At 71.0% G+C, this 24,842-nt stretch carries 24 protein-coding genes; 15 read left to right on the top strand and 9 right to left on the bottom strand.

Annotated elements, in window-relative coordinates; translation table 11 throughout:
• Positions 1 to 194: 194 nt before the first annotated feature.
• On the top strand, positions 195 to 1,760 hold the full coding sequence (locus AMS65_RS03935; RefSeq protein ID WP_053382846.1) for a PucR family transcriptional regulator: 1,566 nt from the start codon (positions 195 to 197) through the stop codon (positions 1,758 to 1,760).
• Between the two features lie 17 nt (positions 1,761 to 1,777).
• Here the strand turns inward: AMS65_RS03935 and AMS65_RS19325 are convergent, their stop codons facing one another.
• The 4 genes from AMS65_RS19325 to AMS65_RS03920 form a co-directional block, all read right to left on the bottom strand.
• Entirely contained in the window at positions 1,778 to 1,960 is a 183-nt protein-coding gene (locus AMS65_RS19325; protein WP_157502055.1) for a hypothetical protein, read from the bottom strand.
• A 164-nt stretch (positions 1,961 to 2,124) separates the two neighbouring features.
• Positions 2,125 to 2,604 (bottom strand): DUF3817 domain-containing protein, encoded by a 480-nt coding sequence (locus AMS65_RS03930; protein WP_241489327.1) that lies wholly within the window; start codon positions 2,602 to 2,604, stop codon positions 2,125 to 2,127.
• Positions 2,605 to 2,656: 52 nt separating this feature from the next.
• Positions 2,657 to 3,607 (bottom strand): LysR family transcriptional regulator, encoded by a 951-nt coding sequence (locus tag AMS65_RS03925; RefSeq protein WP_053382845.1) that lies wholly within the window; start codon positions 3,605 to 3,607, stop codon positions 2,657 to 2,659.
• A 60-nt stretch (positions 3,608 to 3,667) separates the two neighbouring features.
• Positions 3,668 to 4,810 carry a MalY/PatB family protein gene (locus AMS65_RS03920; protein WP_053382844.1) on the bottom strand — a complete coding sequence of 381 codons (1,143 nt, stop codon included), beginning with the start codon at positions 4,808 to 4,810 and terminating at the stop codon, positions 3,668 to 3,670.
• A 456-nt stretch (positions 4,811 to 5,266) separates the two neighbouring features.
• Between AMS65_RS03920 and AMS65_RS03915 the strand changes: the two genes are divergently transcribed.
• The 5 genes from AMS65_RS03915 to AMS65_RS03895 all read left to right on the top strand — a co-directional run bounded on the left by AMS65_RS03915 (position 5,267) and on the right by AMS65_RS03895 (position 11,570).
• On the top strand, positions 5,267 to 6,886 hold the full coding sequence (locus AMS65_RS03915) for an ABC transporter substrate-binding protein (protein WP_053382843.1): 1,620 nt from the start codon (positions 5,267 to 5,269) through the stop codon (positions 6,884 to 6,886).
• A 64-nt stretch (positions 6,887 to 6,950) separates the two neighbouring features.
• Positions 6,951 to 7,937: an ABC transporter permease gene (locus AMS65_RS03910; protein WP_053382842.1), complete on the top strand. Its 987-nt coding sequence runs from the start codon at positions 6,951 to 6,953 to the stop codon at positions 7,935 to 7,937.
• Complete coding sequence (locus AMS65_RS03905; protein ID WP_053382841.1) at positions 7,934 to 8,800, top strand: ABC transporter permease; 867 nt, start codon at positions 7,934 to 7,936, stop codon at positions 8,798 to 8,800. The genes AMS65_RS03910 and AMS65_RS03905 overlap by 4 nt, the downstream gene beginning before the upstream one ends.
• The gene (locus AMS65_RS03900; protein WP_053382840.1) at positions 8,797 to 10,419 is read left to right on the top strand and encodes an ATP-binding cassette domain-containing protein; all 1,623 of its coding nucleotides are present in this window, start codon (positions 8,797 to 8,799) and stop codon (positions 10,417 to 10,419) included. The genes AMS65_RS03905 and AMS65_RS03900 overlap by 4 nt, the downstream gene beginning before the upstream one ends.
• On the top strand, positions 10,416 to 11,570 hold the full coding sequence (locus AMS65_RS03895) for a peptidase C39 family protein (protein WP_053382839.1): 1,155 nt from the start codon (positions 10,416 to 10,418) through the stop codon (positions 11,568 to 11,570). Before AMS65_RS03900 ends, AMS65_RS03895 begins: the two co-directional genes overlap by 4 nt.
• 119 nt (positions 11,571 to 11,689) lie before the next feature.
• Here the strand turns inward: AMS65_RS03895 and AMS65_RS19320 are convergent, their stop codons facing one another.
• The 5 genes from AMS65_RS19320 to AMS65_RS03875 form a co-directional block, all read right to left on the bottom strand.
• Positions 11,690 to 11,857: a hypothetical protein gene (locus tag AMS65_RS19320; RefSeq protein ID WP_157502053.1), complete on the bottom strand. Its 168-nt coding sequence runs from the start codon at positions 11,855 to 11,857 to the stop codon at positions 11,690 to 11,692.
• Between the two features lie 104 nt (positions 11,858 to 11,961).
• Positions 11,962 to 12,150 carry a glycine zipper family protein gene (locus tag AMS65_RS03890; RefSeq protein ID WP_053382838.1) on the bottom strand — a complete coding sequence of 63 codons (189 nt, stop codon included), beginning with the start codon at positions 12,148 to 12,150 and terminating at the stop codon, positions 11,962 to 11,964.
• Between the two features lie 240 nt (positions 12,151 to 12,390).
• The gene (locus AMS65_RS03885; protein WP_053382837.1) at positions 12,391 to 13,020 is read right to left on the bottom strand and encodes a hypothetical protein; all 630 of its coding nucleotides are present in this window, start codon (positions 13,018 to 13,020) and stop codon (positions 12,391 to 12,393) included.
• Between the two features lie 26 nt (positions 13,021 to 13,046).
• Entirely contained in the window at positions 13,047 to 13,565 is a 519-nt protein-coding gene (locus AMS65_RS03880; RefSeq protein WP_053382836.1) for an amino-acid N-acetyltransferase, read from the bottom strand.
• Positions 13,566 to 13,723: 158 nt separating this feature from the next.
• Positions 13,724 to 16,249 (bottom strand): ATP-dependent Clp protease ATP-binding subunit, encoded by a 2,526-nt coding sequence (locus AMS65_RS03875; RefSeq protein WP_053382835.1) that lies wholly within the window; start codon positions 16,247 to 16,249, stop codon positions 13,724 to 13,726.
• A gap of 206 nt (positions 16,250 to 16,455) precedes the next feature.
• Here AMS65_RS03875 and AMS65_RS03870 point away from each other — a divergent pair, with 206 nt between their 5' ends.
• From AMS65_RS03870 to AMS65_RS03830, 9 genes are all read left to right on the top strand, one after another.
• A complete protein-coding gene (locus AMS65_RS03870) occupies positions 16,456 to 17,082 on the top strand; it encodes a hypothetical protein (protein ID WP_053382834.1) in 627 nt (208 codons plus the stop codon).
• A complete protein-coding gene (locus AMS65_RS03865) occupies positions 17,079 to 17,324 on the top strand; it encodes a helix-turn-helix domain-containing protein (RefSeq protein ID WP_053382833.1) in 246 nt (81 codons plus the stop codon). Before AMS65_RS03870 ends, AMS65_RS03865 begins: the two co-directional genes overlap by 4 nt.
• Positions 17,325 to 17,391: 67 nt before the next feature.
• The gene (locus tag AMS65_RS03860) at positions 17,392 to 18,267 is read left to right on the top strand and encodes a MurR/RpiR family transcriptional regulator (protein WP_053382832.1); all 876 of its coding nucleotides are present in this window, start codon (positions 17,392 to 17,394) and stop codon (positions 18,265 to 18,267) included.
• Positions 18,268 to 18,677: 410 nt separating this feature from the next.
• Entirely contained in the window at positions 18,678 to 19,427 is a 750-nt protein-coding gene (locus AMS65_RS03855; protein ID WP_075200825.1) for a tyrosine-protein phosphatase, read from the top strand.
• Positions 19,424 to 20,239, top strand: a complete 816-nt coding sequence (locus AMS65_RS03850; RefSeq protein ID WP_053382831.1) for a metallophosphoesterase family protein — start codon at positions 19,424 to 19,426, stop codon at positions 20,237 to 20,239. The genes AMS65_RS03855 and AMS65_RS03850 overlap by 4 nt, the downstream gene beginning before the upstream one ends.
• Complete coding sequence (locus tag AMS65_RS03845) at positions 20,229 to 21,269, top strand: ABC transporter substrate-binding protein (RefSeq protein WP_053382830.1); 1,041 nt, start codon at positions 20,229 to 20,231, stop codon at positions 21,267 to 21,269. Before AMS65_RS03850 ends, AMS65_RS03845 begins: the two co-directional genes overlap by 11 nt.
• Complete coding sequence (locus AMS65_RS03840; RefSeq protein ID WP_083451463.1) at positions 21,253 to 22,968, top strand: ABC transporter permease; 1,716 nt, start codon at positions 21,253 to 21,255, stop codon at positions 22,966 to 22,968. The genes AMS65_RS03845 and AMS65_RS03840 overlap by 17 nt, the downstream gene beginning before the upstream one ends.
• 10 nt (positions 22,969 to 22,978) lie before the next feature.
• Positions 22,979 to 24,178 (top strand): ABC transporter ATP-binding protein, encoded by a 1,200-nt coding sequence (locus tag AMS65_RS03835; protein WP_075200824.1) that lies wholly within the window; start codon positions 22,979 to 22,981, stop codon positions 24,176 to 24,178.
• Positions 24,175 to 24,807, top strand: a complete 633-nt coding sequence (locus AMS65_RS03830; protein WP_075200823.1) for a histidine phosphatase family protein — start codon at positions 24,175 to 24,177, stop codon at positions 24,805 to 24,807. Before AMS65_RS03835 ends, AMS65_RS03830 begins: the two co-directional genes overlap by 4 nt.
• Positions 24,808 to 24,842: the final 35 nt, after the last annotated feature.

Raw genomic sequence — 24,842 nt, 5'->3', positions numbered from 1 at the left:
ACCTCTCGTCTCGGCTCCGGGCCGGTCTGTACCGATCCCCGATCCAGTCCGGTCTGCACCGGTCTGGACCGATCCGGCCCGGTTCGCACCGGTCTCCGACGCCGGCTCGTGCCGCCAGTCTACGGCTGACCCCGAACACGGCCGGGCGCATCATTGCATAGGGAGGAAGCACGGGCCTGTGCAAGAATCTCTTCATGGCCACCCTCTCCCAACTGCTCGCGCTGCCCGATCTCGGCCTGCGCCTCATCCAGGCCGGGCCGGGAGATCCCGAGATCAGCTGGAGCTCGACCACCGAGCTGCTCGACCTCAGCGGCTACCTGGAGGGCGGCGAGATCATCCTGACGACCGGGCTCGCCCTGGAGCTCGACGACCCGCGCTGGCGGGACTTCGTCGCCAGCCTGAGTCGCGCACGCGTGGCCGCGATCGGCTTCGGGATCGGGGTGAACCACGACCGTATTCCGCCCCGGCTCACCCGCGCGGCGAGCGAGTACCGCGTCGCGCTCTTCGAGATCCCGCTGCCCGTGCCGTTCATCGCGGTCACCAAGGCCATCGCCGCCCTGCTGCGCTCCGACGAGCTGCGCGCCGCGCGTGGGGCGCTGCAGGCGCAGCAGCGGCTGCTCGACGGGGCGAGGGGGGACCGGGATCCGGCCGAGGTGATCGCGAGCATCGCGCAGGTCACCGGCAGGCATCTCGCGCTCGTGGGCTCGGACGGGGCCGTGCTGGCGAGCACCGGCGGTTTCGCCGCGGCTCGCAAGGCGGGCGGCACCGAGTACATCGACCTCGACCGGAGCGGGTCGATGCAGCTGGCGGTGGCCGGCGACGCGCCGCTCACCCCCGAGGGCCACGCGGTGATCGCCGCGGGATCGATGGTGCTCGGGCTCGGGCTGCGGGGCGACAGCGCCGACGCGACCCGCGAACGGGAGCGCTGGGAGCGTCTCACCGCGTCGCTGCTGAGCGGCACCGGGTCGCCCGACGCCCTCGCGATCCTCGACCCCGATCTGCGAATCCCCCCGCTGCTGCGCGCCATTGCCGTGCAGGGCAACGCCGAGGACATCGCCGAGTGGCGCCGACGGCCGCGCAACGGGCTCGATCGCCTCATCTCCCCGGGCAGCACGGCGCCCGCCACCCCCGGTCTCGCGCAGGCCTGGCAGCTGTGCCCCGACACCGAGGAGGCGCTGGATCGGGTGCTCGCGGTCGCCGCCGCGCACGACCTCGACGCGGTGATCGGCCGATCGGCCGCCCCGGCCGAGGCGGTGCTGAGCCGACGCTCGGCGAGCGCGCGATTGCGCGGACTCTCCCAGACCGCCCCGCTCTACACCGCGCCGCGCATCCCCGAGGTGGTGTGGGCCGACCTCGACGCGCCGCTGCTCGAGGCCCTGCTGGAACTCTCGGGCGAGCGCGGCCCGGGAGGCCGGTCGATGCGCGACCCGGAGGCGGCCGAGGCGACCGGGACCTCGGAGACCCCGGAGACAGCCGGCGGAACGCACCGGATGCTGAGCGCGACGGCGCTCGGCCCGCTCTCCGTGCACGACGAACGACTCGGAGCGGACGATCGGGAGATGCTGCGGAGCACCCTGCGCGCCGTCTTCGAGGCCGACGGTCAGCGCGGACCCGCGGCAACGGCGCTCGGGATCCACCGCAACACGCTGCGAGACCGGATCACGCGCATCGAACGCCTCACCGGGCGGTCGCTCACGAGTCCCGACGATCGTGCCGAGCTGTGGTTCGCACTGCGTCTCGAGGAACTCTCCGGGCGGTGAGGGTACCGCCTCGGGTCTCAGGTCCCGGGCACCTCCTGCTCCGGACCGCCCTCTTCGTGCGGCTCGTGCAGGGCGTGGAGCACGCCGCGCATATTGCCGTGCAACAGGTCATCGACGAGCTCATCGACAGCGACCGCTTCATCTGTTCCCTGGGGGATCTCCATACGGAGCCCGGATCCCCTCGCCTTGTTCCTGTCCATGCTCCACGATAACCCCGTTTCGCCGCAAAAGGCATCACAATTCGGGGATGTCCGGCTTCCCCTCGGAACCGCAACGCAGCCGCAACCGCAGTCCCGACTCGCACGGGGGGGGGATCCCCGCCCGAGAGGATTCCGCGACGTGCCTGCGCTCTCCGCCCGGAGGATCAGCTCTTCGGAACCGGCGGCCCCACCCAGAGCAGCAGCAGGAACACTGCCGTCACCGCGACGGCGAGCAGCAGCAGCGCGAGCCACGGCCGCCGGAGCACCCATGCCAGCACGTGCTCCCACCAGCCGCGCGGCCGCTCACCCGCGGGCGCGAGCCGCCACCGCGCGGGGAGCATGCCGCGGCGATCGACGGAGAGCTCGAAGGGCAGCGTCGCGAAGGGGATCACCGCGCTGGCGAGCCCGAGCGCGCCCCAGGAGAGATGCCAGCGCGCGTCGATCCAGACGAGCACCGTCACGACGCAGTAGGCGAGGAACACGAAACCGTGCACGCCGCCCGCCGGCGTCACCCAGGCGTCACTGACACCCGTTCCGCGCAGAATGAGCGCGGTGATGAGCCCGGCCCAGGTGATCAGCTCGGCGAATGCGAACAGGCGGAAGAGCAGGCGCGGCGACATGCCCTCTACCGTATCGCCGGCCATCTGGGATCCTCCCGATATGCGCCCCGCGGGCTCGGCTCCGGCAACCGGCCTCTCACCGATCCGATTCGCCCGCGCCCGGCAGCGGGTCGAGCACGCGGGCAGCCGCCCGGCGCAGCGCGGCGACCACCTCCCGCACCTCGGGGCGCACCTCTCCCCGTGCCAGCAGGATCATCAACTGACGCCCATCGCGTTCCCCGAGGCCGAACGCTCGGATGCCGGGGTGCCGGTAGCTGATCAGACTCAGTCTCGGCACGACGGACACACTCATGTCGCGCGCCACCAGCTCCTGCACGACCATGTAGTCGTCCGTCGCGTGGCGGATGTCCGGACTGAACCCCTCCCGCTCGGCGATCCGCAGGAAGTGCCGTCGGCAGCTCGGGCATCCGGCCACCCACCGGTCGCCGGCGTGGTCGATGAGCCTGCGCATGCTCTGCGCGGCAGAGCCCCGCCGCTGCGACACGATCAGCTGCAGCGGGTCCCAGCCGATCGGCAGCATCTCGAATTCCTGATCGAGCCCGACCAGATCCTCCTCGTCGTACCGGAATACGAGCGCGACGTCGGCCGCGCCGCGCCGCAGCAGCTCCGGCACCGAGAAGGGCTCCTGCTGCTCCAGATCGATCGTCGGCCCGGAACGGGAGTCGGCGCGTGCGATGAGCTCCGACATCGCGGGCGCCACGATGCTCGTGCAGGCCGAGGGGAAGGCGACCACGCGCACCGTGCGGGCGTCCTCATTCATGAGTCCGGCCACCTCACGAGCTGCGCGGGTGAGATGCCCGTCGATGAGTTCGGCGTGGTGCAGCAGCCGTTTGCCGGCCTCGGTGAGTTTGACCCCCTTCACCGTGCGGGTGACCAGCGTCGCCCCGAGGCTCTCCTCGAGTCTGCTGACCTGGCCGCTGAGCGCCGGCTGCGTCCATCCGAGTTCGCGCGCCGCCGCTGCGAAGGAGCCGTGCTGGGCGACCGCCCGGAACGACATCAGCGCCCGGGGATCGATCTCCGGATTCACCGCGGCACCCGCTCGGGCCCCGCGCGCCGGCTCCTCGAGCGCTCATCCACATCCATCACCCTACCTCGACTCCTCCGCAGCGCCGATCAGCCGTTCCATCGCCTCGCGCACGTGCTCGCGGGGCAGCGCGGCGTTGAAGCGCACGAAACCGCGGCCGGCCTCACCGCAGTCCGATCCATCGGTCACCACCAACTGCGATGCCTCGCGCAGGGCCTGCGCAGCCGATACGCCCTCGCGCAGCAGTCCGCTCTCCCGCAGATCGATCCACAGCAGATAGGTGGCCTCCGGTCGCAGCACCCGGATACCCGTGCGGTCCGCCGCCGCGTCGAGCACGGAGAGCGCCTCGGCGACGCTCTGCCGCAGTGCCTCGACGGTCTCGTCGAGCCAGGCGCGTCCGTCGCGGTAGGCGGCCTCCGTGGCGACGACTCCCAGCACCGAGGTCTGGTGCTCGTACCAGTGCCCCACCTCGTTCCAGTTCGCGAGATGGTCCGGGTTCGTGAAGATGAGCTGCCCGCACTTGGTGCCGGGGATGTTGAAGGCCTTGCTGGCGGACGTCGCGGTGATCGTGTGGCCCGCGGCCCGCGGCGAGCGCGCGGCGTAGACGATGTGGGGCGCGGATCCGAGCACCAGCGGAGCGTGGATCTCATCGGAGAGCACCAGCCCGTCGAACTCATCGACGATCTGCTCGATCTCGGCCAGTTCTCGATCGGTGGCGACCTTCCCGATCGGGTTGTGCGGATTGCAGAGCACGAGCAGGCGAGCCCCGCTCGCGAACGCGGCGCGGAGCCCGTCGAAGTCGTAGCTCCAGCCGGTGGCGGTGCGGATCATCGGTACCTCGATCACCGGACGGCCGATCATCGGCGGCACCGAGAGGAAGGGCATGTAGCCGGGTGTCGGCACGATGATCGGTTCGTTCTCGGGGACGAAGTGCGTGAGGATCGCCCGGAAACCCGCAACGAGGTCGGAGACCGGGCGGATCGCGTCCGCGGGCGGGGTCCAGCCGTACGACTCCCGCAGCCAACGGCCCACCGCGTCCTGCAGACGGCGGATCTCGCCGGCTCCGAGGTATCCGAGCTCCTCCCGGTCGAGCGCCTCTGCGAGCGCGCGGGTCACCGCGGGCGGGCTTCCGAACTCCATCTCGGCAAGCGCGCGGCCGATGTCGCCCTCGATCAGCTGATCACGAGCCTGCACGGTGGATGACACGCCCCCTCCTTCGTTCGCGGCGGGCCTGCGCCCGCGGGCAGACCGATGCTGCCGCGCTGTTCCCGCTCATCGTATGGCGATCGCGGGTGGTCCAGTCCGGCGTTTCCGCTGGGGTGCTGTGCGTTTTGCTTTGAGGCGGTCGGCACGACCGTGAGGGATCCGGTGGCGGTCCTCCGGCGGCGCCCAGCTCCGGCGGCGCTGGCCCGCACCCCCAGCGCACGTCTCGCAGGGGGCTCCGGCCTCCCCGAACCGGTCGCCGCTCGCGGGGAGGGGCCGTCCGCGCAGCACGGCGCAATGAAATACATTCGTAACGTAAGCCTGTACTACTCTGGCCACAGCGGCGACCGCCCTCCCGGCGAGGCCCGCACTCACCGCCCGACTCGCGCCCTCGCCCGTCGAGCCCGGAGCCGGGCGGAGCAGGTCCACAGGCAGCACACGCGAAGGAGCGACCCCACCATGCAGCCCAGAACCCCTCGATCGCGGAAGAGGCATCTCGCCGCCGCCGCAGTCGCCTCACTCGCACTCGTACTGGCGGGGTGCGCGGGATCCTCCGAAGCCCCCGAGCAGCCCGAGGTCTCGCTCGTCGACACGGGCCAGGAGATCGAGCAGGTCACGGTCGCCTTCCCCGGCTCGCTCGCCAACCTCTACATCGGCCAGGAGAGCGGCATCCTCAACTACAACCTCGCCGCGACGGTGCAGGAGGGCCTCGTCGGCCAGGATCCCGACGGTCAGATCGTCCCCGCACTCGCCGAGTCCTGGGAGACGCCCGACGACACGACATACGTCTTCACCCTCCGCGAAGACGCCCGCTTCCAGAACGGCGATCCCGTGACCGCGCAGGACGTGGTCTTCAGCATCGAGCGCGCGGTCGATCCCGAGTCCTCCCCCGGCACCTACTACTACCTGATGAACCTCGACTCGGTGGAGCAGACCGGCGAGCGCGAGGTGACGGTGACGAGCAAGACGCCCGATGCAACGTTCCTCGTCGGCCTCTCGAGCGCGGGCGCGGTCGTGGTCACGCAGCAGAAGTACTGGGAGGAGCACGGCGGCAACATCGGCACGAGCGACTCGCTGCTCCTGGGAACCGGCCCCTACCGGGTGACGGAGTTCCAGCCCGATTCGCACGTGCTGCTGGAGCGGGTGGACACCTGGTGGGGCGGCGTGCCGAAGGCCCAGTCCATCCGGGTGAACTTCATCCCCGACGCGAGCACGCGGCTGGCCGCGGCGCAGAAGGGCGATATCGACATCGCGTTCAACGTGCCGATCAGCCAGGCCCAGGAGTGGGGCAAGATCGGCGACATGCGCGTCGAATCGATGAACGACCTCTCGTACGTGGGGCTGCTGTTCGATCAGAACGTCGCGCCGTTCGACGACGTCGACGTGCGCACCGCGATCGCGCACAGCATCGACCGGGAGGCCATCGTCGAGAAGCTGCTCCGCGGCTACGGCGAGAAGGCGACCGCGATCATGACCCCCGAATCGCTCGCCACGGCCTACGACGCCGAGGCGGCCCGCACCGCGCTCGCCGGGATCCCCCAGTACGACTACGACATCGAAGCGGCGAAGCAGGCCATCGCCGGCACCGACGCAGAGGGGCTCGAGACCGAGCTCACCTACCCCAACACCGGCCCGCAGCTGGGGATCGCCGCGCAGGCCATCGCCGAGAGCCTGAAGGAGATCGGCCTCGACGTGCGTGTGCGCGAGGTGCCGATCGAGGAGTGGCTCGCCACCATCGGCGACGGCGAGCACGGGCTCGGCTTCATGTGGTACTTCTCGACCACGGGCGACCCGGCCGAGGTCAACAGCTACCTGCTCGGACCCGGCAACCCCAACGGCTTCGAGAGCGACGCCGCTGCCGAGCTCATCACCGAGGCCAACGCGCTCACGGACCCGTCGGAGCGCGCGGCGAAGCTGCTCGAGCTCGAGACGCTGGGCGCCGAAGAGGTCGTGAACGCGCCGATCTGGTGGGGCAAGTCCGTGACGGCCTTCTCCAACACCGTCGGCGTGACCGACTACAGCCCCTACACCTTCACCACGGTCTGGGGCGCCAACCTCTTCGCAGCCGAGACGGAGTAGCAGCCCGCTCCGGGGTGCGGCTCCCGCCGGGCCGCACCCCGCTCCCCAGGAAGGTGGTTCCGCGATGAGCCGCATCACTCGCCCCCGCAGCGCGGGATCCCGCCTCGCGCGCACGATCGCGCTCCGCATCGCGGGCGTCGCGCTCATCCTGCTCGTGCTCTCCTTCCTCACGTTCACCCTGCTCTACCTGGCCCCGGGCGACCTCGTGAAGAACCTGCTCGGCAACCGGCCGAGCACGCCCGAGGCCGTCGCCGCGGTCCGGGCGCAGTACCGCCTCGACGATCCCTTCCTGGTCCGCTACGCCGACTGGCTCCTCTCCGCGCTGCGGGGCGACTTCGGCACCTCCATCCGGCTGCAGCAGCCCGTGACCGCGGTCATCGCCAGCCGCCTCGGCGTCACGTCCCTGCTCATCGGCCTGTCGTTCCTGCTCGCCGTCGTCACCGCGGTGCCGCTCGGCATCCTGAGCGCCGCGCGCAACGGCAAGCGGATCGACCGGGTGGCGAGCGCGACCGCGCTCTTCGGGCTCTCGGCTCCGAGCTTCGCCCTCGCAATCCTGTCCATCACCCTCTTCGCGATCCTCATCCCCGTCTTCCCGGCGTACGGTGCCGGAACCGGTGGGCTCGACCGTCTCTGGCACCTGTTCCTCCCCGCCGCCGTGCTCGCCGCGGGCATCGGCGCGATCCTGATGCGGATGACGCGCGCCGCGGTGCTCCGCGAATTCGAGAGCGACTCCATCACCTTCGCCAGAGCCCGCGGCATTCCGGAGCGGGTCGTCCGCAGGATCGCGCTGCGCAGCGCGCTCATCCCGATCGTCACGAGCGCCGGGCTGATCCTCACCTTCATCATCGGCGGCACCATCATCGTCGAGACCGTGTTCGCACTGCCGGGAATCGGGCAATTGCTCGAGGAGGCGGTGCTGTTCAAGGATCTCCCCGTCGTGCAGGCGATCACGCTGCTCGTGGCGACGGCGATCGCGATCATCACCATCGTCGTGGATCTGAGCTACCTGCTGCTCGACCCGCGCGTCCGAGCGAGGGAGCTGGCCGCATGACGCCGCGCACCACTCAGATCTCCCTGGTCAGCGGCGTGCAGCTCGCGCCGGGGCGGCCGCGGGACTGGAGCGTCATCGTCTCCGCCGTCTTCCTGATCCTGGTCGCGATCGCAGCCGCCACATCGCCGTTCCTCACCCGTGCCGCCTCGAAGCAGAGCATTCTCGATTCGCTCCTGCCGCCCGGCTCCCCCGGTCACCTCCTCGGCACCGATGAACTGGGGCGCGACGTCCTCCTGCTGACCGTCGCCGGCACCGGATCGGCAGTGGCCGGCCCCCTCGTCATCGCGTCGGGATCCATGCTGCTCGCCGTCGTGATCGGCACGCTCGCCGGCTACCTGCGCGGCCCCGTCGACTGGGTGGTGGGCCGTGTTGTCGACATCCTCCTGTCCCTGCCGGTGATGCTCGTCGCGATCGTCGTCGCGGGAATCTTCGGCGCCGGCTACTGGGTGACGGTGCTGATGCTCATCGCCCTCTTCTGCCCGTCCGACATCCGCATCATCCGCGCCGGGGTCACCGAGCAGGCCCCGCGGCCGTACGTCGAGGCGGCCCAGATGCTCTCGCTCTCCCCCGCGCGGATCATGTACCGGCACATCGTGCCGAACGTCTGGCCGCTCATCATGACGAACTTCATGCTCAACCTCGCGATCGCCCTCGTCACGCTCTCCTCACTGTCGTTCCTCGGCATCGGGGTCGCCCCGGGCACCGCCGACTGGGGGCGCCAGATCACGGACGGACGGGGCGTCATCGGCGACAACCCGGCGATGCTCCTCGTCCCGGCGATCCTCATCGTGCTCGTCGCCATGGCCATCAACGTGCTCGGCGACCACCTGGGCGAGCGGCTTCGGGAACGGGGGATGCAATGAGCACGACCGAGTCGCGGGGAACCCGCGTCACCGGCCTGCGCGTGGCGAGCGCGGGGCACGACATCGTCGCCCCGCTGGATCTCGCGGTGGTGCCCGGCGAGATGCTCGCGATCATCGGGGAGTCCGGATCGGGCAAGTCGATGACGGCCCGCGCCATCACCGGGCTCCTGCCCCGCGGGGTGCACGCTTCGGGCGAGGCCGAGATCGACGGCTATCGCTACGATCTCGCCTCGAGTTCGGACAGCACGTGGGCGCGGGTGCGCGGTCGGCGCGCCGTGCTGCTGCTGCAGGATCCGTTCACCAGCCTGAGCCCCGTGCTGCGCTGCGGCGAGCAGATCGCCCTCACCATCGAGGCGCGCATCAGAGCCGAGGGCGGCGCAGCGGCTCGCGGGCCGCTCCGCGCCGAGGTGGAGCGCCGCCTGGCCGAGGTGCAGCTGCCCGCACGGGTGGCCCGGCAGTTCCCCTCCGAGCTCTCCGGCGGTATGCGGCAGCGAGTGGCCATCGCGGCGGCGCTCGCGGCCGAGCCGAGGCTGCTGATCGCCGACGAGCCGACCACCGCGCTCGACGCGAGCACGCAGGGCGAGGTGCTCGATCTGCTTCGAGGGCTGCAAGCGACCCACCGCATGGGCCTCATCCTGATCAGCCACGATCTCGGTGTGATCGAGGGCCGTGCCGACCGGGTGCTCGTGATGCGGAACGGCGAGGTCGTCGAGCGCGGGGAGACCGCGCAGGTGCTCCGTTCGCCGCAGCACCCCTACACGCGCGCACTCATCGAGGCGAATCCCTCGGTCGGCGACGCCGTGCCCGCCTCCGCGACGGGCGGGCCGCCGGTGCTCGTCGCAGAGGGGCTGTCGAAGTCGTTCGGCGCCGCCGCGGCCCTCACCGACGCCTCCGTCGACGTCGCGGCGGGCGAGGTGCTCGCGATCGTCGGCGAGTCCGGATCCGGCAAGTCGACCCTCGCCAGGCTCATCGCCGGTCTCGAGATCCCCGATGCCGGGCGTGTGATCCTCGACGGCAGGCAGCTGCCCGCCGGCCGACGCGGGCGGCGCCCGCAAGAGATCCAGATCGTCTTCCAGGATCCCTACTCCACGCTGAACCCGTCGTTCACGATCCGCCAGTCGCTCGAGGAGGCGCTGCGCGCGGGCGGCTCCCGCGAGCACACGGTGACGGAGCTGCTGGATCTCGTCGAACTCGACCCGGCGCTCGCCGAGCGGCGCCCCTCGCAGCTCTCCGGGGGCCAGCGCCAGCGCGTCGCGATCGCCCGTGCGCTCGCACCCAACCCCCAGGTACTCATCTGCGACGAGAGCGTGTCGGCCCTCGACGTCTCCGTGCAGGCCCAGATCCTCGATCTGCTCGCCCGGCTGCGCGACGAGCTCGGCCTCGCGATGCTGTTCATCACGCACGATCTCGGCGTCGTCGCACGCATCGCGGATCGTGTGGTCGTGCTGCGCCGCGGCGAGATCGTGGAGCGCGGGGAGACGACCCGGATCCTGCGCGAGCCGACCCACGAGTACACGCGGCTGCTGGTCTCCGCGGCGCAGCAGGACAGCCTGCGGCGCGCCGGCGACTCGGACGCACCGGCACCCGCACCTGCACCCGTCCAGGAGGGACACGCATGACCGAGACGCACGAACCGATCGCCATCGCAGTCGAGGCGGGCACGGTTCCGCCGCAGCCCGTCGAAAGCGGGATCCCCGCGGAGCGGCTCGCGCTGTGGAGCGTGGAGCGGGATTTCTGGAGCCCGCGCCTGCTCGTGGCCCGGGATGTCTCCGGAGCCGCGGTGGGAGCCGCCCTCACGGCCGGTCGACCGCACACGGCCTCCCGCAAGATCGTCGACGTCCTGGCCGAGGACGACGCGGTCTGGGCCGCGCTCGTCACCGCCGCGCGCGATGACGCGCCGAGAGGCGCTGAGGCGGGCCCTGGCCCGGTCGTCGTCCACTTCGAGGAGCACCTCGCGTACGCGCGACTGTCCGACCGGCGCCGCGACCTGCTCGCCGGTCTCGGCTTCGAGCCGGCGCCGCAGCCGGTTCCGTCGATCCCCAGCACGCGCCCCGGCGATCCGACCGAGGTCGCAGCCTGGTCGTGGTGGCGCGGCGAGCGCCCCACCCGGCTCGCCCCGTACTACGGGCAGACGACGGAGGTGACCTGCGGCGCGGTCTCCTCGCTCATGGCCCTCGAGCACCTCGGAAGCGCGAGCTTCGACCCGCAGAACCTCGTAGCCAACCGGGCGACCGAGATCGCCTTCTGGCGCCGTGCGACGAACCTGCCCGCCTGCGAGCCCGTCGGCCTCGCCGTCGAGACCGCGAAGGCGGGAGCGGAGTCCGGGTTGCTGCCCGCGATCCCGCGCGTGATCCTGAGCGCGACGGGCCCGGTCCTGCTGGAGTGGTACGCGACGAACGAGCCCGAGCTGATGCTGCGCACGGACCTGCAGCTCGAATCGCTCCGGCAGGCCGAGGAGCTGGGCCTCCCCATCGAGCGTCGCTGGATCGAGGTCGCCGAGATCGCCGACCTCGTGCGCGGAGGTGCGCAGGTGCTCCTCCTCATCGACCTCACCGAGCTCATCTCGGACCCCACGCCGCACTGGGTGCTCGCCACCGACGTCATCGACGACACGCTCGTCGTCTCCGACCCGTGGGTGCAGTACCCGAACGGCGAGACCTGGGTGGATGCGTTCGCTCTGCCGATCCCCTTCGCCGGTATCGACCTCGTCACCCGCTGGGGCGATCCGGCGTACCGAGGTGTGATCGTGCTCCCGCCGGCCGGGCGGTGATCGACCCGCCGAGGTCGATCCTCCCCACCCTGCGGTCAGGCTGCCGCTCGTCCATCCCGCGTTCGAACCACTCGTGCGGTGCGTGAGCGGTGGGGAGCAGAGCCGATGAGCGACCCTGTTCAGTCGCCCTGCGATCGGAACAGGAGCAGCCCCGCGACCCCGGCGCTCCCCGCCATGATGATCGCCGACGTGATGTTATCGAACGAGAGCCACGCGATCGGGAAGATCATCGCGGCGGCGATCGCTCCGGCCCACCAGTTGAGGCGTCTCTTCCGTATCTCGGTCATGACATCCAAGCTAGTTGTCCGAAGGGCCGGCGACATCCGCCGCGCGACGGATATCGCTCGCGGCGGGCTCGGATCGCTGCAGAGCGGTGCGTGATGAGGGCCGGTCAGCGCCCTCGCCGCGGAATGCCGACGAGGAACCCCGCGACGGCCCCGACTGCGAGCCCGATACCCGCCCCTGCGCCGGTGTTCCCGATCCAGGACCCGATGAGCGCCCCGATACCGGCGCCGACGAGGAGCCCGGCGACGGTCCAGACGATCGAGGCGGACATGAGTGGATTCTTGTTCTCGCTCATGCGATCGAGGCTACCCGCCCAGCTCGGGTTCCGGATCCCCCGCGAGACGGAGAAGCAGCAGGGCGGGCGCGGACCGAGCCCACCGGTCCGATCCGTTCTCAGCGGGCGCAGGTCCCCTGCCGAGATCCCGATGCTCGTCGTTTCTCTTTCGGGAGAGCGACCGAAATCGGGATCTCAACGCGCATGCGTTGCCATCTGCGCGGTCGAACCCGATCGATGACGATGTTCCGTCCCGAGTCGTCAGTAGAGCAGGAACTGTGCGGTGCCGGTGCCCTCGACCTCGGCCGCGGATACGCGCAGGTGGTACGAGGCGCCGCCGGCGCCCACCGGGTCGCGCGTGATGTCGCAGGTCTCGGGGCTGGAGCGCGTGCGATCCCACTGGATCCCCTCGCTCTCGAGCGGCTTGCCCGGTTCGAGGATCACGGCGAGGCTCTCGGCGTTCTCCTGGCAGTCGGCGGATCGCCACACCTGATCGTCGCCGCTCGAAACGGCGAACTCCATGCCGGCGGTCCCCAGGTCGGCGGCGCACGCCTCCTTCCCGACGTTCTCAACGTTCAAGGAGAGCAGCGGCAGCTCCCCGGCCGCGTAGTCGGACTTGTCGCTGATCGGGGTCACGCGCAGCTGCCCCGCCGCGCACGCGGGCATCTCGTCGTCCGACTCCTCCTCGGAATCCGACGACGTCGACGACGAGGCGAGATCGCTCGGCACTTCGACCTCGCGGACGTCCCTCACGGACGTGTCCGACCCCGGCTTCACGATCACGAGCACGACGACGGCGATCACCGCGACGAGCCCGGCGAGCACCAGCAGGCGGCGGCGCATGTAGACCTTGCGGTCCTTCGGGCCCACGGGATCCTTCAGCGTCGACATGGCGTCAGGGTAACGCGGAAACCGCGCTACAGCCGCTTCAGCATTCGCGTGTTGCCGAGAGTGTTCGGCTTCACTCGGGCGAGGTCGAGGAACTCGGCCACGCCCTCGTCGTTGGAGCGCAGCAGCTCGGTGTACACGTCGGCCGCGATGAGCTCCGCGTCCTCGCTCAGCTCCTCGAAGCCGTGACGCCCGAAGAAGTCGGTCTCGAACGTGAGGCAGAACAGCTGCGTCAGTCCGAGATCGCGGGCCCGCAGCTCGAGCGCTTCGAGCAGCAGATGCCCCACTCCCCTGCCGAGCCACTGCTCGGAGACCCCCAGTGTGCGCACCTCTCCCAGCTGCTCCCACATCACGTGCACAGCACCGTATCCGACCACCGCGTCGCCGTCGTCGATGGCCACGAGAAACTCGGGCACCGCAGCGTAGAGATCGACCAGATCTTTGCCGAGCAGGATGCGTCGCGCCACCAGCGGCTCCATCAGCTCGACCATGCGCGGCACGTCGACCGTGCGCGCGCTGCGGATGCGGATCGCGGAAGTCTCGCTCATCACCCCAGCCTACTGCCGCTGCCCCGGAAGGGAGACCTCACCTCCCCGGAGGCCGGAACAAGACAGGGGCGGTGCAGCCGGCGGACGGTCACCCCGCACACGAAAGGGGGCCCGCTGCGCGAAACAGCGGGCCCCCTTCGGGTCGATGCGGGATCGGGTTACTCGGCCACCCCGGGCGTCGCGGCCGTCGAGGCCACCGCGGCCGCGGCCGAGGCCGAGGTCTCGCCGTGCGCCTTCTGCGACTGACGGTCGGTGGTGAAGGTGAACTCGCCGTCGACGAGGTCGACCTTCACCAGGTCGCCGGCGAGCAGCTCGGCGCTGAGGATGCGCTCGGAGAGCCGATCCTCGATCTCCCGCTGCATCGCGCGACGCAGCGGGCGTGCGCCCAGCGTCGGATCGTACCCGATCTCGGAGAGGCGCTCGCGGGCGGCCTGCGAGATCTCGATGTGCATGTCGCGGTCGAGCAGGCGATCCTTCAGCTGCTTCACGAAGAGATCCACGATCTGCAGCAGCTCCGGCTTCGTGAGCTGCGGGAACACGATCGTGTCGTCGACGCGGTTGAGGAACTCGGGCTTGAAGTGCTTCTTCAGCTCCTCGTTGACCTTGCCCTTCATCATGTCGTAACCGATCGAGGTGTCGCCCTCGACCTGGAAACCGACCGGGCCGCCCGCGATCGCGGAGGAGCCGAGGTTGGTCGTCATGATGATGACGGTGTTCTTGAAGTCGATGACGCGACCCTGACCGTCGGTGAGGCGGCCCTCCTCGAGCACCTGCAGCAGCGAGTTGAAGATATCGGGATGCGCCTTCTCGATCTCGTCGAAGAGCACCACGGAGAACGGCTTGCGACGCACCTTCTCGGTGAGCTGGCCGCCCTCCTCGAAGCCGACGAACCCGGGAGGGGCGCCGAAGAGGCGCGACACGGTGTGCTTCTCGCCGTACTCCGACATGTCGAGCGAGATCAGCGCGTCCTCGTCGTCGAACAGGAACTCGGCGAGCGCCTTGGCGAGCTCGGTCTTGCCGACGCCCGTGGGGCCGGCGAAGATGAACGAGCCCGAGGGGCGCTTCGGGTCCTTAAGGCCCGCGCGCTGGCGGCGGATCGTCTTCGCGAGCGCCGAGATCGCCTCGTTCTGGCCGATGACCCGCTGGTGCAGGGCCTCCTCCATGAACCGCAGGCGGCTCGTCTCCTCCTCGGTGAGCTTGAACACCGGGATGCCGGTCGCCTGGGCGAGCACCTCGGCGATGAGCCCCTCGTCGACCTCGGCCCGAGTCGCGACGTCGCCCGAGCGCCACTGCTTCTCGAGCCGCAGCCGCTCCGCGATGAGCTTCTTCTCCTCATCGCGCTTGTTCGCGGCGGCCTCGAAGTCCTGCGCCTCGATCGCCTGCTCCTTGTCGGCGCGCACGACCGCGATCTTCTCGTCGAACTCGCGCAGCTCGGGCGGGCTCGACAGGATCGACAGGCGCAGGCGGGCGCCGGCCTCGTCGATCAGGTCGATCGCCTTGTCGGGCAGGAAGCGATCCTGCACGTAGCGGTCGGCGAGGTTCACGGCGGCCACGATCGCGCCGTCGGTGATCGACACCTTGTGGTGCGCCTCGTAGCGATCCCGCAGCCCCTTGAGGATGTTGATCGAGTGCGGCAGGCTCGGCTCCGCGACCTGGATCGACTGGAAGCGGCGCTCGAGCGCGGCGTCCTTCTCGAAGTGCTTGCGGTACTCGTCGAGCGTGGTAGCGCCGATCGTCTGCAGCTCACCGCGGGCCAGCATCGGCTTCAGTATGTTGGCCGCGTCGATCGCGCCCTCGGCCGCGCCGGCACCCACGAGCGTGTGGATCTCGTCGATGAAGATGATGATGTCGCCGCGGTTGCGGATCTCCTTCGTCACCTTCTTCAGGCGCTCCTCGAAGTCGCCGCGGTAGCGGCTGCCCGCGATCATGGAGCCCAGGTCGAGCACGTAGACCTGCTTGTCCTTGAGCGTCTCGGGCACCTCGCCCTTGACGATCGCCTGCGCCAGGCCCTCGACGACGGCGGTCTTGCCCACGCCGGGCTCACCGATCAGCACGGGGTTGTTCTTCGAGCGGCGCGAGAGGATCTGCATGACCCGCTCGACCTCCTTCTCGCGGCCGATCACCGGATCGAGCTTGCCCTCGCGGGCGGCCTGGGTGAGGTTGCGGCCGAAGTTGTCGAGCACCTGCGAGCCCTTGGTCTCGCCCTGGGGCTCCGCGGCTCCGACGGTCGCGTTCTCCTTGCCGGCCTGGTAGCCGGAGAGGAGCTGGATCACGGTCTGGCGCACGCGGTTGAGGTCGGCGCCCAGCTTCACGAGCACCTGCGCGGCCACACCCTCGCCCTCGCGGATCAGGCCGAGCAGGATGTGCTCGGTGCCGATGTAGTTGTGGCCCAGCTGCAGCGCCTCGCGCAGGCTCAGCTCGAGCACCTTCTTGGCGCGCGGGGTGAACGGGATGTGCCCGGACGGCGGCTGCTGCCCGGTGCCGATGATGTCGGTCACCTGGGCGCGCACCGCATCGAGCGAGATCTCGAGCTGCTCGAGCGCCTTCGCTGCGACACCCTCGCCCTCGTGGATCAGGCCGAGCAGGATGTGCTCGGTGCCGATGTAGTTGTGGTTGAGCATCTTCGCCTCTTCCTGGGCGAGCACAACCACCCGGCGGGCGCGATCGGTGAATCTCTCGAACATCAATAACCTCCTTGCGGTCCCCTTGCACGGTGGGACACCGCTGATGCATCCAGGCTACGACGTGATGCGGGATCGCGGGGGCCTGTTCGTGCTGGGCGTAATGGAGGCGGATCGCGCGGCCGCTCGCACCCGCCTCTTGACACGGCCGCCGCGCAGGAGCATGCTTATCGATAAGCGATAATATCGATGATCGATAAGGAGATGTCATGCGCACCACACCCTCCGATCCCCGCCGCCCCTCAGCGCTCGACCGGGTCGGAATCGTCCTCTTCATGGTCGCGGGCGCTGCGATCATCCTCGTCGCGGGGATCCGTTCGGGCGGCCGCATCATGCAGCTGCTGCTCGGCGAGGACGTGCCCGTCGCGGCGTCGTTCCCCGGCACTCCGGTCGAGGCGCCGATCGGCCCGGACGGGAGCGCCGTCCAGCTGCAACTCGACTCCGCCGTCATCACGCTCCGGCAGATGTCTCCGCTGGGCTTCTGGTCGGGCGTCCTGGAGCAGGTGCTGTACTTCGGATCACTGACGACCGTGGTCGTCTGCCTGATGCTGCTGTCGCGCAACATCCTGCGAGGCCGGGTGTTCAGCCGCGGCAGCACGGCCCTCGTCGTGACCGCGGGCCTCGTCGGCCTGGCGGGGGCCGCCTTCGTCCCGTTCTTCCACGGCCTGATGGGCGCCGAGGCGCTGCTGAGCGTCGCGGGCGACGAACTCGACGGTTTCATCATCGCCACGGTCGAACCGTTCTCGCTCGTGATCATCGCGTTCGTGATCGCCGTCGTCGCGACCGCCTACACCGTCGGCGCTCGCATCCAGCGCGACACGGAGGGGCTCGTATGAGTCCGGCCGATCCCGAGGAGGGGCACGCGATCCGCTGCCGCCTCGACGAGCTGCTCGCGGAGCGCGGCATGACGCTCACCGAGCTGAGCGATCGCGTGGGTGTGAGCCTCGTCAACCTCTCCGTGCTGAAGAACAACCGGGCCAGGGCGGTGCGCTTCTCCACCCTCACCGCGATCTGCCGCGCGCTCGACTGCGAGGTCGGCGAGCTGTTCGTGGCCGACCTCGCGGCCGAGCGCGCCTGACGCCTCGGACAACCGCGCGCCACCGGCCGGACACCTCGAGTTCACCGCGGCGACCTAGGGTGAGCCCATGCCCGATCCCCAGACCCTCGTCGCCGCACCCCCGGGAGCGCTACGCGGGCCCGCGGTCGCCGGATCCGCCCTCGCGCTGATCCGGGCGTACGCCTCCACGCTCGGGCACAGCGAGGGTTCGGTCGCGCGCGCGATCCTCGAGCACCCGGCCGAGGTGCCGCAGTGGTCGACGCTGGAGCTCGCCGCGGCTGCCGGCACGTCCACGGCGACCGTGATCCGCGCCTGCCAGCGCCTCGGATTCCGCGGCTTCCAGCATCTGCGTCTCGAGCTCGCCCGCGAGGGGGCCGCCGCGCCCGGGAGCGCGGGCGACGGCGTCGACCAGGTCTTCGAGAGCGCCCGTGCGGCGCTGCTCGTCGCGCGCGACGCCATCGACAGGCCCGCGCTCGCTGCAGCGGCGGACCTGCTCGCCGCAGCCGGCCGCGTCGTCTGCACGGCGAATGGCTTCTCGGCACCTCCGCTGCAGGACGCGGCGATGCGACTCACCACGATCGGGCGGCCCGTCGAGGCTCCGATCGACATCCTGGCTCAGCAGTTCGCGGCGCACAGCCTCATGCCCGGTGACGTGTGCCTCGCGCTCAGCCACTCGGGCGCGAATGCGCACACCCTCTCCACCGTGCGGGCAGCGCGCAAGCGCGGGGCGAGTGTCATCGCTCTCTGCAGTTACGCACGCGCCCCGCTGCCGGACCTCGCGGACATCACACTCGCCACGGGAGCCGTCGGCCCGCAGCACACGGTCGATCCCTTCTTCAGCAGGCTCGGCCACTCGGTGCTCCTGCAGGCGCTGATCGCCGAGCTCTCCCCCCGCCTCGAACCCGCGGATCCCCTCGACATGCGCGAGGTCGTCGCCGACGCGCTCACCGACTCGGCCGGCTGAGCCCGCTCGCCTGCCCACCCGTCTGCCCGCGCCGCGCTCCCACCCCGCCCGCATTCCCCGCCCCGCATTCCCCGCCCGTCGAACGCGCGTCAGTAGTTGTCACCAAACCTGAGGTTTGGTGACAACTACTGACGCGCGAAGGAGGGCGCAGGACGTACAGCAGGGCACGCAGAGGGTGCAGGGCGCGCAGAGGGTGCAGGGCGCGCAGAGGGTGTGCGGGTCGCACACCCTTCTCCGGCGTTTCACGCGGGGTTCCCGATGCGTTCACCGGAGCGTCACCCACGGCCGCGAGGCTGCTCATGTAACCGCGTTTCAGGCTCGATGTAACGGGCGGAGAGCGCCGGGATCCGCGAGGAGCGGACCGGCGTGATCCGCCCCGGGACGGGCCATCGATCAGCAGAGGAGTTAAGGTGGTGCAGGCGATATCGCTCGCGGGGAGCTACAACGCTCGGGGCATCGGCATGAGGGGCGCGCCGTGGCTCGTCCGCTCGGCGGCGCTCGACGGGCTCTCCCCCGGCGGCGAGCGCACGCTGCGGTCGCACGGCGTCGACCTCGTGCTCGACCTCCGCGAACCGGCCGAGCACGGGGAGCGCACCCACGGGATCCCCGTGCGGTCGCTGTCGCTCTACGGGGAGGCGCCGCCGGCCTCCGGCTCGCTCGAGGAGGTGTACGAGGGCCTCGTCCGGGATCGCGGCGACCGACTCGCAGCCGCCGTCATCGCCATCGCGGAGCATCCGGGCACCGTGGTCGTCCACTGCACCGCGGGGAAGGATCGCACCGGCCTGGTCGTCGCCCTCACCCGGCTCGCCGCGGGCGATCCCCTGGCCGACGTCCTCGCGGACTACGCACTCTCGGGCGGGTCGGTACGCCCCGAACGCGAGGCGCTCGTCGCCATCCAGCTGGACCGGATCGGCCTCGACGCTCCTGGGCGAGCCGCGGAGCGCACGGCGGCCGAGCGGCTGCACCTCGACAGCCCGTCGGACGCTCTCGTCTCCGCACTCGACGCGGTCGAGGCCCTGGGAGGCGTCGAGGCCTATCTGCTCGCGCACGGCGCGACGCGGGATCATCTCGCAGCCCTCGCGGACCTCGCAGCCGGGGAGCGGCAGGACGCGCCGAGCGGCGCGCACGCGCACGCCTCCGCAATGGGATCGGCCGCGTGAGCCGGGACACGGGCCGGTTCACGGTGCTGCACCTGAGCGACGTGCACGCGACCGAGAGCGGACTGCTCTACGACGCCGTCGACGGCCTCGGCCGCCTCGAGCGCGTCGGCGACTACGCACGAGGAGCGGGGGTGACGCCGGAGGCGGTGATCATCACCGGCGACCTCGTGCAGCGCGGCAACCCCGGCGCGTACGAAGCCGTGGCGGCGGCGTGCCGGCGGCTCGAAGACGCGGTCGGAGCACCGGTGCTGACGGTGCTCGGCAACCACGACGATCCGATCGCCGCGCGCTCGCTTCCGGGACACGGGAAGCGGCACTTCGGCGAGCGCACGGTCGACGGGTTCCGCATCGTGCGGCTCGACTCCGCCGCCGGCTCGCTCGACGCCGAGCAGCTCGACTGGCTCGCGACCGTGCTGTCGACGCCGGCCGAGCGCGGCACGATCGTGGCTCTCCACCACGCACCGCTCGGCTCGCCCATGCCGGCGCTCAGCCGCCAGGGGCTCGCCGACGCCGACGCGCTGCTCGGAGTGCTCGCCGGCTCCGACACCCGCGCGATCCTCGCCGGGCACTTCCACCACGCGCTCACCGCGTCGGTGCGGGGCATCCCGGTGTTCGTCGGCCCGTCGCTCGCCTATCACCAGGTGATGGATGCCGGGCCCCACGCCGTGGCGGGCCACGACTCCCCCATGTTCTCGCTCGTCCAGTTCACCCGGGACGGCGTGAGCTCGGCCGCGATCCCGCTGCACTCCCCGGACCCTCTGTTCACTCAACCCATCACCCGCACTCCACAGAAAGCGACCCATGTCTCGTAACCGCTCCCTCGGCGTGATCGCCGCACTCTCACTCTCCGCCCTCGCACTCACCGGCTGCTCCGCCTCCGGTGCGGGCGCCACCGAGACGGACGACTCGGCGAGCACCGCCGGCACCGACGCGTCGACGATCACGCTCTACACCTCCGAACCGCAAGAGAAGATCGACGAGATCGTCGCAGCCTTCAACGCGCACCACCCGGAGATCACCGTCGACGTGTTCCGCGCGGGCACCGGCGACCTCACCGCGCGCATCGCGGCCGAGGAGAAGGCCGGCGACATCGGCGCCGACCTGCTGCTCGCGGCGGACGCCGGCACGTTCGAGGACTACGCCGATCGCGACCTGCTGCTCGAGTACCAGTCGCCGGAGGCCTCCGACATCAACCAGGACCTCATCGATCCCGAGCACTTCTACGTCGGCACGCGCATCCTTCCCACCGTCATCGCGATCAACACGAACGTCATCACGGACGCGCCGGAGTTGTGGCAGGATCTCACCGATCCCGCCTACGCCGGCAAGATCGCGATGCCGAACCCCGATGTCTCGGGAGCGGCGGCCTACAACGCCGCGGTGTGGTTGAACGAGGAGTCGCTCGGCCTGACCTGGCTCGAGGGGCTCGCGGCGAACCGGCCGCTCATCGCCGAGAGCAACGGGCCCGTCTCCCAGGCGGTCGCCGAGGGCAGCAGCCCCGCGGGGATCGTCGTCGACTCGCTCGTGCGCGACCTCGCCTCCGCCGGCTCGCCGATCGCCGCCGTCTACCCGCAGGAGGGCGTCCCGTTCGTCTCGCAGCCGGTCGGGATCTTCGCCGACAGCGCCGAGCCGGAGGCCTCGAAGTTGTTCGTCGACTTCCTGATCAGCCAGGAGGGCCAGGAGATCGCCGCGTCCCAGTCCTACCTGCCCATCCGAGAGGACGTCGAGAGCCCCTCGGGCGCCCCGGCCATCTCCGACATCACCCTGCTGAGCCCCGACCTGGAAACGATCCGGGCCTCGCAGGCCGACGCGGTCGAGACCTTCAATGGCCTCTTCCAGTAGCACCCTCCCGCGTGCGACCGCGGGTCCGATCGACACCGATCGGGCCCGCGGCGCACGCCGCATCGGCGGCGACGACCCCCGGTTCGCGGGATCCCGGCTCGACGGCCTCAGCGCCGTGCGGGTCGCGCTCTGGTGCGCCGTCGCGGCACTGATCCTGGTGCCGATCGGCGCGATCGTCCTCCTCGCCGCGACGGGCGGCGGGTGGGCCGAGCTCGCGGATCCCGCCGTGCTCGGCGCCGCCCGCAACTCCCTCGTCTCCGCGGGGGTGTCGGGCGTGCTCGCGGTGCTCGTCGGCACCGCGCTCGCGCTGCTGCTCGAGCGCACCGACCTGCCGGGCCGCCGCACGCTGCGGCTGCTCGCGCTGAGCCCGATGCTCATGCCGCCGTTCGTCGGTGCCATCGCCTGGCTCAGCCTGCTGGGGCCGTCCTCGGCCGTCAACACCTTCTGGGCGGCGCGGTTCGGGGGCCCGCTCTGGAACCTCTACGGCGGCGACGGGGTGGTCTTCCTCCTCACCCTCCACAGCTATCCGATCGCAATGATGATCGTCACCGCGGCGCTGCGCCGGGTGCCGGCCGATCTCGAGCAGGCCGCGCGCATCTCGGGATCCTCAGCGACACGCGCGCTGTGGGAGGTGACGACGCCGCTGCTGCGGCCGGCAATGCTGTCATCGTTCACGCTCATCGCGGTCTCGAACCTCGCCGACTTCGGGATCCCCTCGATCATCGGGCTGCCCGAGCGGTACGTCACCCTCTCGACGCTCGTCTACCGCTATCTGCAGTCGGGCACGGTGGAGGATCCGCTCGCCGTCGTCTCCGCGATCGGCTTCGTGCTGCTCGTCATCGCGCTGCTCGGCGTCGCGGCCGATCTGCTGCGCGCCCGGAGCCGCGTCGAACTCGACGCGCAGGCGGGTGCTCCCGCGCTGCTCCCGCTCGGCCGCGCCAGGATCCCCGCCGGGGTGATCACCGCGGCCGTGGTCCTCGCCGCGACCGTGCTGCCGCTCGTCACCCTGGCGATCCAGTCGGTCCTCCCCGCCCCCGGAGTGCCGCTCAGCGCGGAGACGATCACACTCGCGAGCTTCGAGCGCGCGCTCACCGCGTCGGGCACGGTGACCGGGATCGGCAACTCCGTGATGCTCGCGACGCTCGCGGCCGTGATCTGCGGCGCACTCGGGCTCGCGATCGGCACGTTCGTCACGCGCACCCGTGCGCGCAGCAACGCGGCTCTGCTCGGGATCTCGCTGCTGCCGCAGGCGATCCCGGGCCTCGTGATCGCGGTCGCATGGCTGGTCATCGCGCCGCGCATCGGCCTCTACAACACGCCGTGGCTGATCCTCTGCGCGTATCTGACGTCGTTCCTCGCGCTCGTCGTGCAGTCCGTGCACGCGCCGCTCGCGGCGACGCCGACGACCGCGGAGGAGGCCGCACGGGTCTCGGGCGCGTCCCGACTGCGCGCGCTCTGGGACATCTCCTGCCGGATGGCGGTGCCCGCGGCGATCTCGGGGGCGATCCTCGTCGCCCTCACCGCCGTGCGCGAGTTGACGCTCTCCGTGCTGCTGCTCTCCCCCGGTTCGCAGACCCTCGGCGTCGTCATCTTCAACCTGCAGCAGGCGGGGGCCTACAACGCCTCCTCCGCGCTCTCCCTCATCGTCGCGGTCGTCGGCCTCGCCGGCCTCGGCCTCACCGCGCGTTCCCATCGTTAGGAGCCTCCCCGTGTCATCCGTCTCGCTCGAATCCGTCAGCCTCGCCTACCCCGGAGGCCACCTCGGTCTCGCCGATGTGGATCTCCGCGTCGGCGACGGCGAGTTCGTCGCCCTCGTCGGGCCCTCCGGTTCCGGCAAGACCACGCTGCTGCGCACCGTCGCGGGCTTCGTCTCCCCGACTGCGGGCGCCGTGCGGATCGGCGATGCGGTCGTCGCCTCGCCGGCGCGCAGCGTCGAGCCGGAGCGGCGCGGACTGGGCATGGTGTTCCAGCAGCACGCGGTGTGGCCGCACTGGAACGTCGGACGCAACATCGAGTATCCGCTCAAGCGGGCGGGAATCGCGCGCCCGGAGCGCAGGCGACGCGTCGCCGAGGCACTCGAGCTCGTCGGGCTGGCCGGGACGGAGCGCCGCAACCCGGCGACCCTCTCGGGCGGCCAGCGGCAGCGCGTCGCGATCGCGCGGGCGATCGTCGCACGACCGCGGGTGCTCCTGCTCGATGAGGCGCTCTCGGCTCTCGATGAGCCGCTGCGGGATCGCCTCCGTCTCGAGCTGCGCGCGCTCACCCGGAACCTCGGCCTCACCGTGCTGCACGTCACCCACGACCGCAGCGAGGCACTCGCCCTCGCTGATCGGGTCGTGGTGCTCGACGGCGGGCGGGTGCAGCAGATCGGTACCCCGGCCGAGCTGTTGGAGCGCCCCGCCTCGCCGTTCGTCGCGGGATTCATCTCGGATGCGACGATCGTGCCGGGGCGTCTCTGCAGCACCGGCTTCCGCGCGAGCGCGCACCCGCTCGAAGTTCCGGCCGACCGTCTCGACGTGAGCGGCGCCGGATCTTCGTCCGCAGCGGAGCTCTCGATCCAGCCCGAGCACGTCTCGATCATACCCGCTCCCGACGGCGAGGCCACCGTCGTCTCGTCGCTGTTCGGACGAGGCGGGGACGAGCTCGTCATCGACTGGTCCGGGCTGACGATCCGCAGCCGCGCGAACGGGGTGCGCTGCCCGGCGGGCTCCCGCGTGCGCGTCGTCGTGGAGCGCGCCGTTGTCTTCTCCTCGGGCGGCACCCGGGTCTCCGACACCGGCACCAGCACCGTGCAGCCCGCCCCGGAGGGAGCAGCTCCCCCGCGCGCGTCGCGCAGCAGCCTCTCGGGCACGTCGCGCAGCGGGCTCCCGGGCACCGCGGAGGCCGCTCCGGCTACGGTGGGATCATGAGCGAATCTCCCCACCCGCACGGATCGATCGTCGTCGTGCGGCACGGCGAGACCGACTGGAACATCGGGCGCCGGATCCAGGGGCGCACCGAGATCCCGCTGAACGACACGGGCCGCGCGCAGGCGGCCGCGGCCGCAGTCATCCTCCGCGACTCCGGAACGTGGACGCGGGTGATCACCTCACCGCTCGGCCGCGCCGCCGAGACCGCGCGCATCATCGCCGACGCGCTCGGTCTCGAAGCGCCCGGCACCGATCACGGAATCCTCGAGCGGGACTTCGGCCCTGCGGAGGGGCTGCTCGTCGACGACGCAGCAGCGCGCTGGCCCGGTCTCGAGGTCCCCGGAGCCGAGCCCCTCCCCGAGCTCGCCGAGCGCGGAGCACGCGCATTCGTACGTCACATGAACCGGGCGCCGGGATCCATCGTCGTGGCCCACGGCGCCCTCATCCGCGCGGCGCTGTCGACGCTCAGCGGGACGGAGGCACCGCGGATCCTGAACGGCGAAGCATGGGCGCTGTCTCCGCGGATCGACCTCGCACCGAGTCCCGCGACGCTGAACGAACCGCAGGCGGAGATGCCTCGCGTGCTCGTGCGACGCCTCGGGACGCCCGCGATGCAGCACGCGATCTGACCGGAGCCAGATCTCGCCGCGGTTCAGATCTCGCC

The organism is Leucobacter celer subsp. astrifaciens, assembly GCF_001273835.1.
In the GTDB taxonomy this organism is placed as follows: Bacteria; Actinomycetota; Actinomycetes; order Actinomycetales; family Microbacteriaceae; genus Leucobacter; species Leucobacter celer.
The sequence above is the reverse complement of the archived record's forward strand: the minus strand, read 5'-3'. Positions and strand labels throughout refer to the sequence as shown.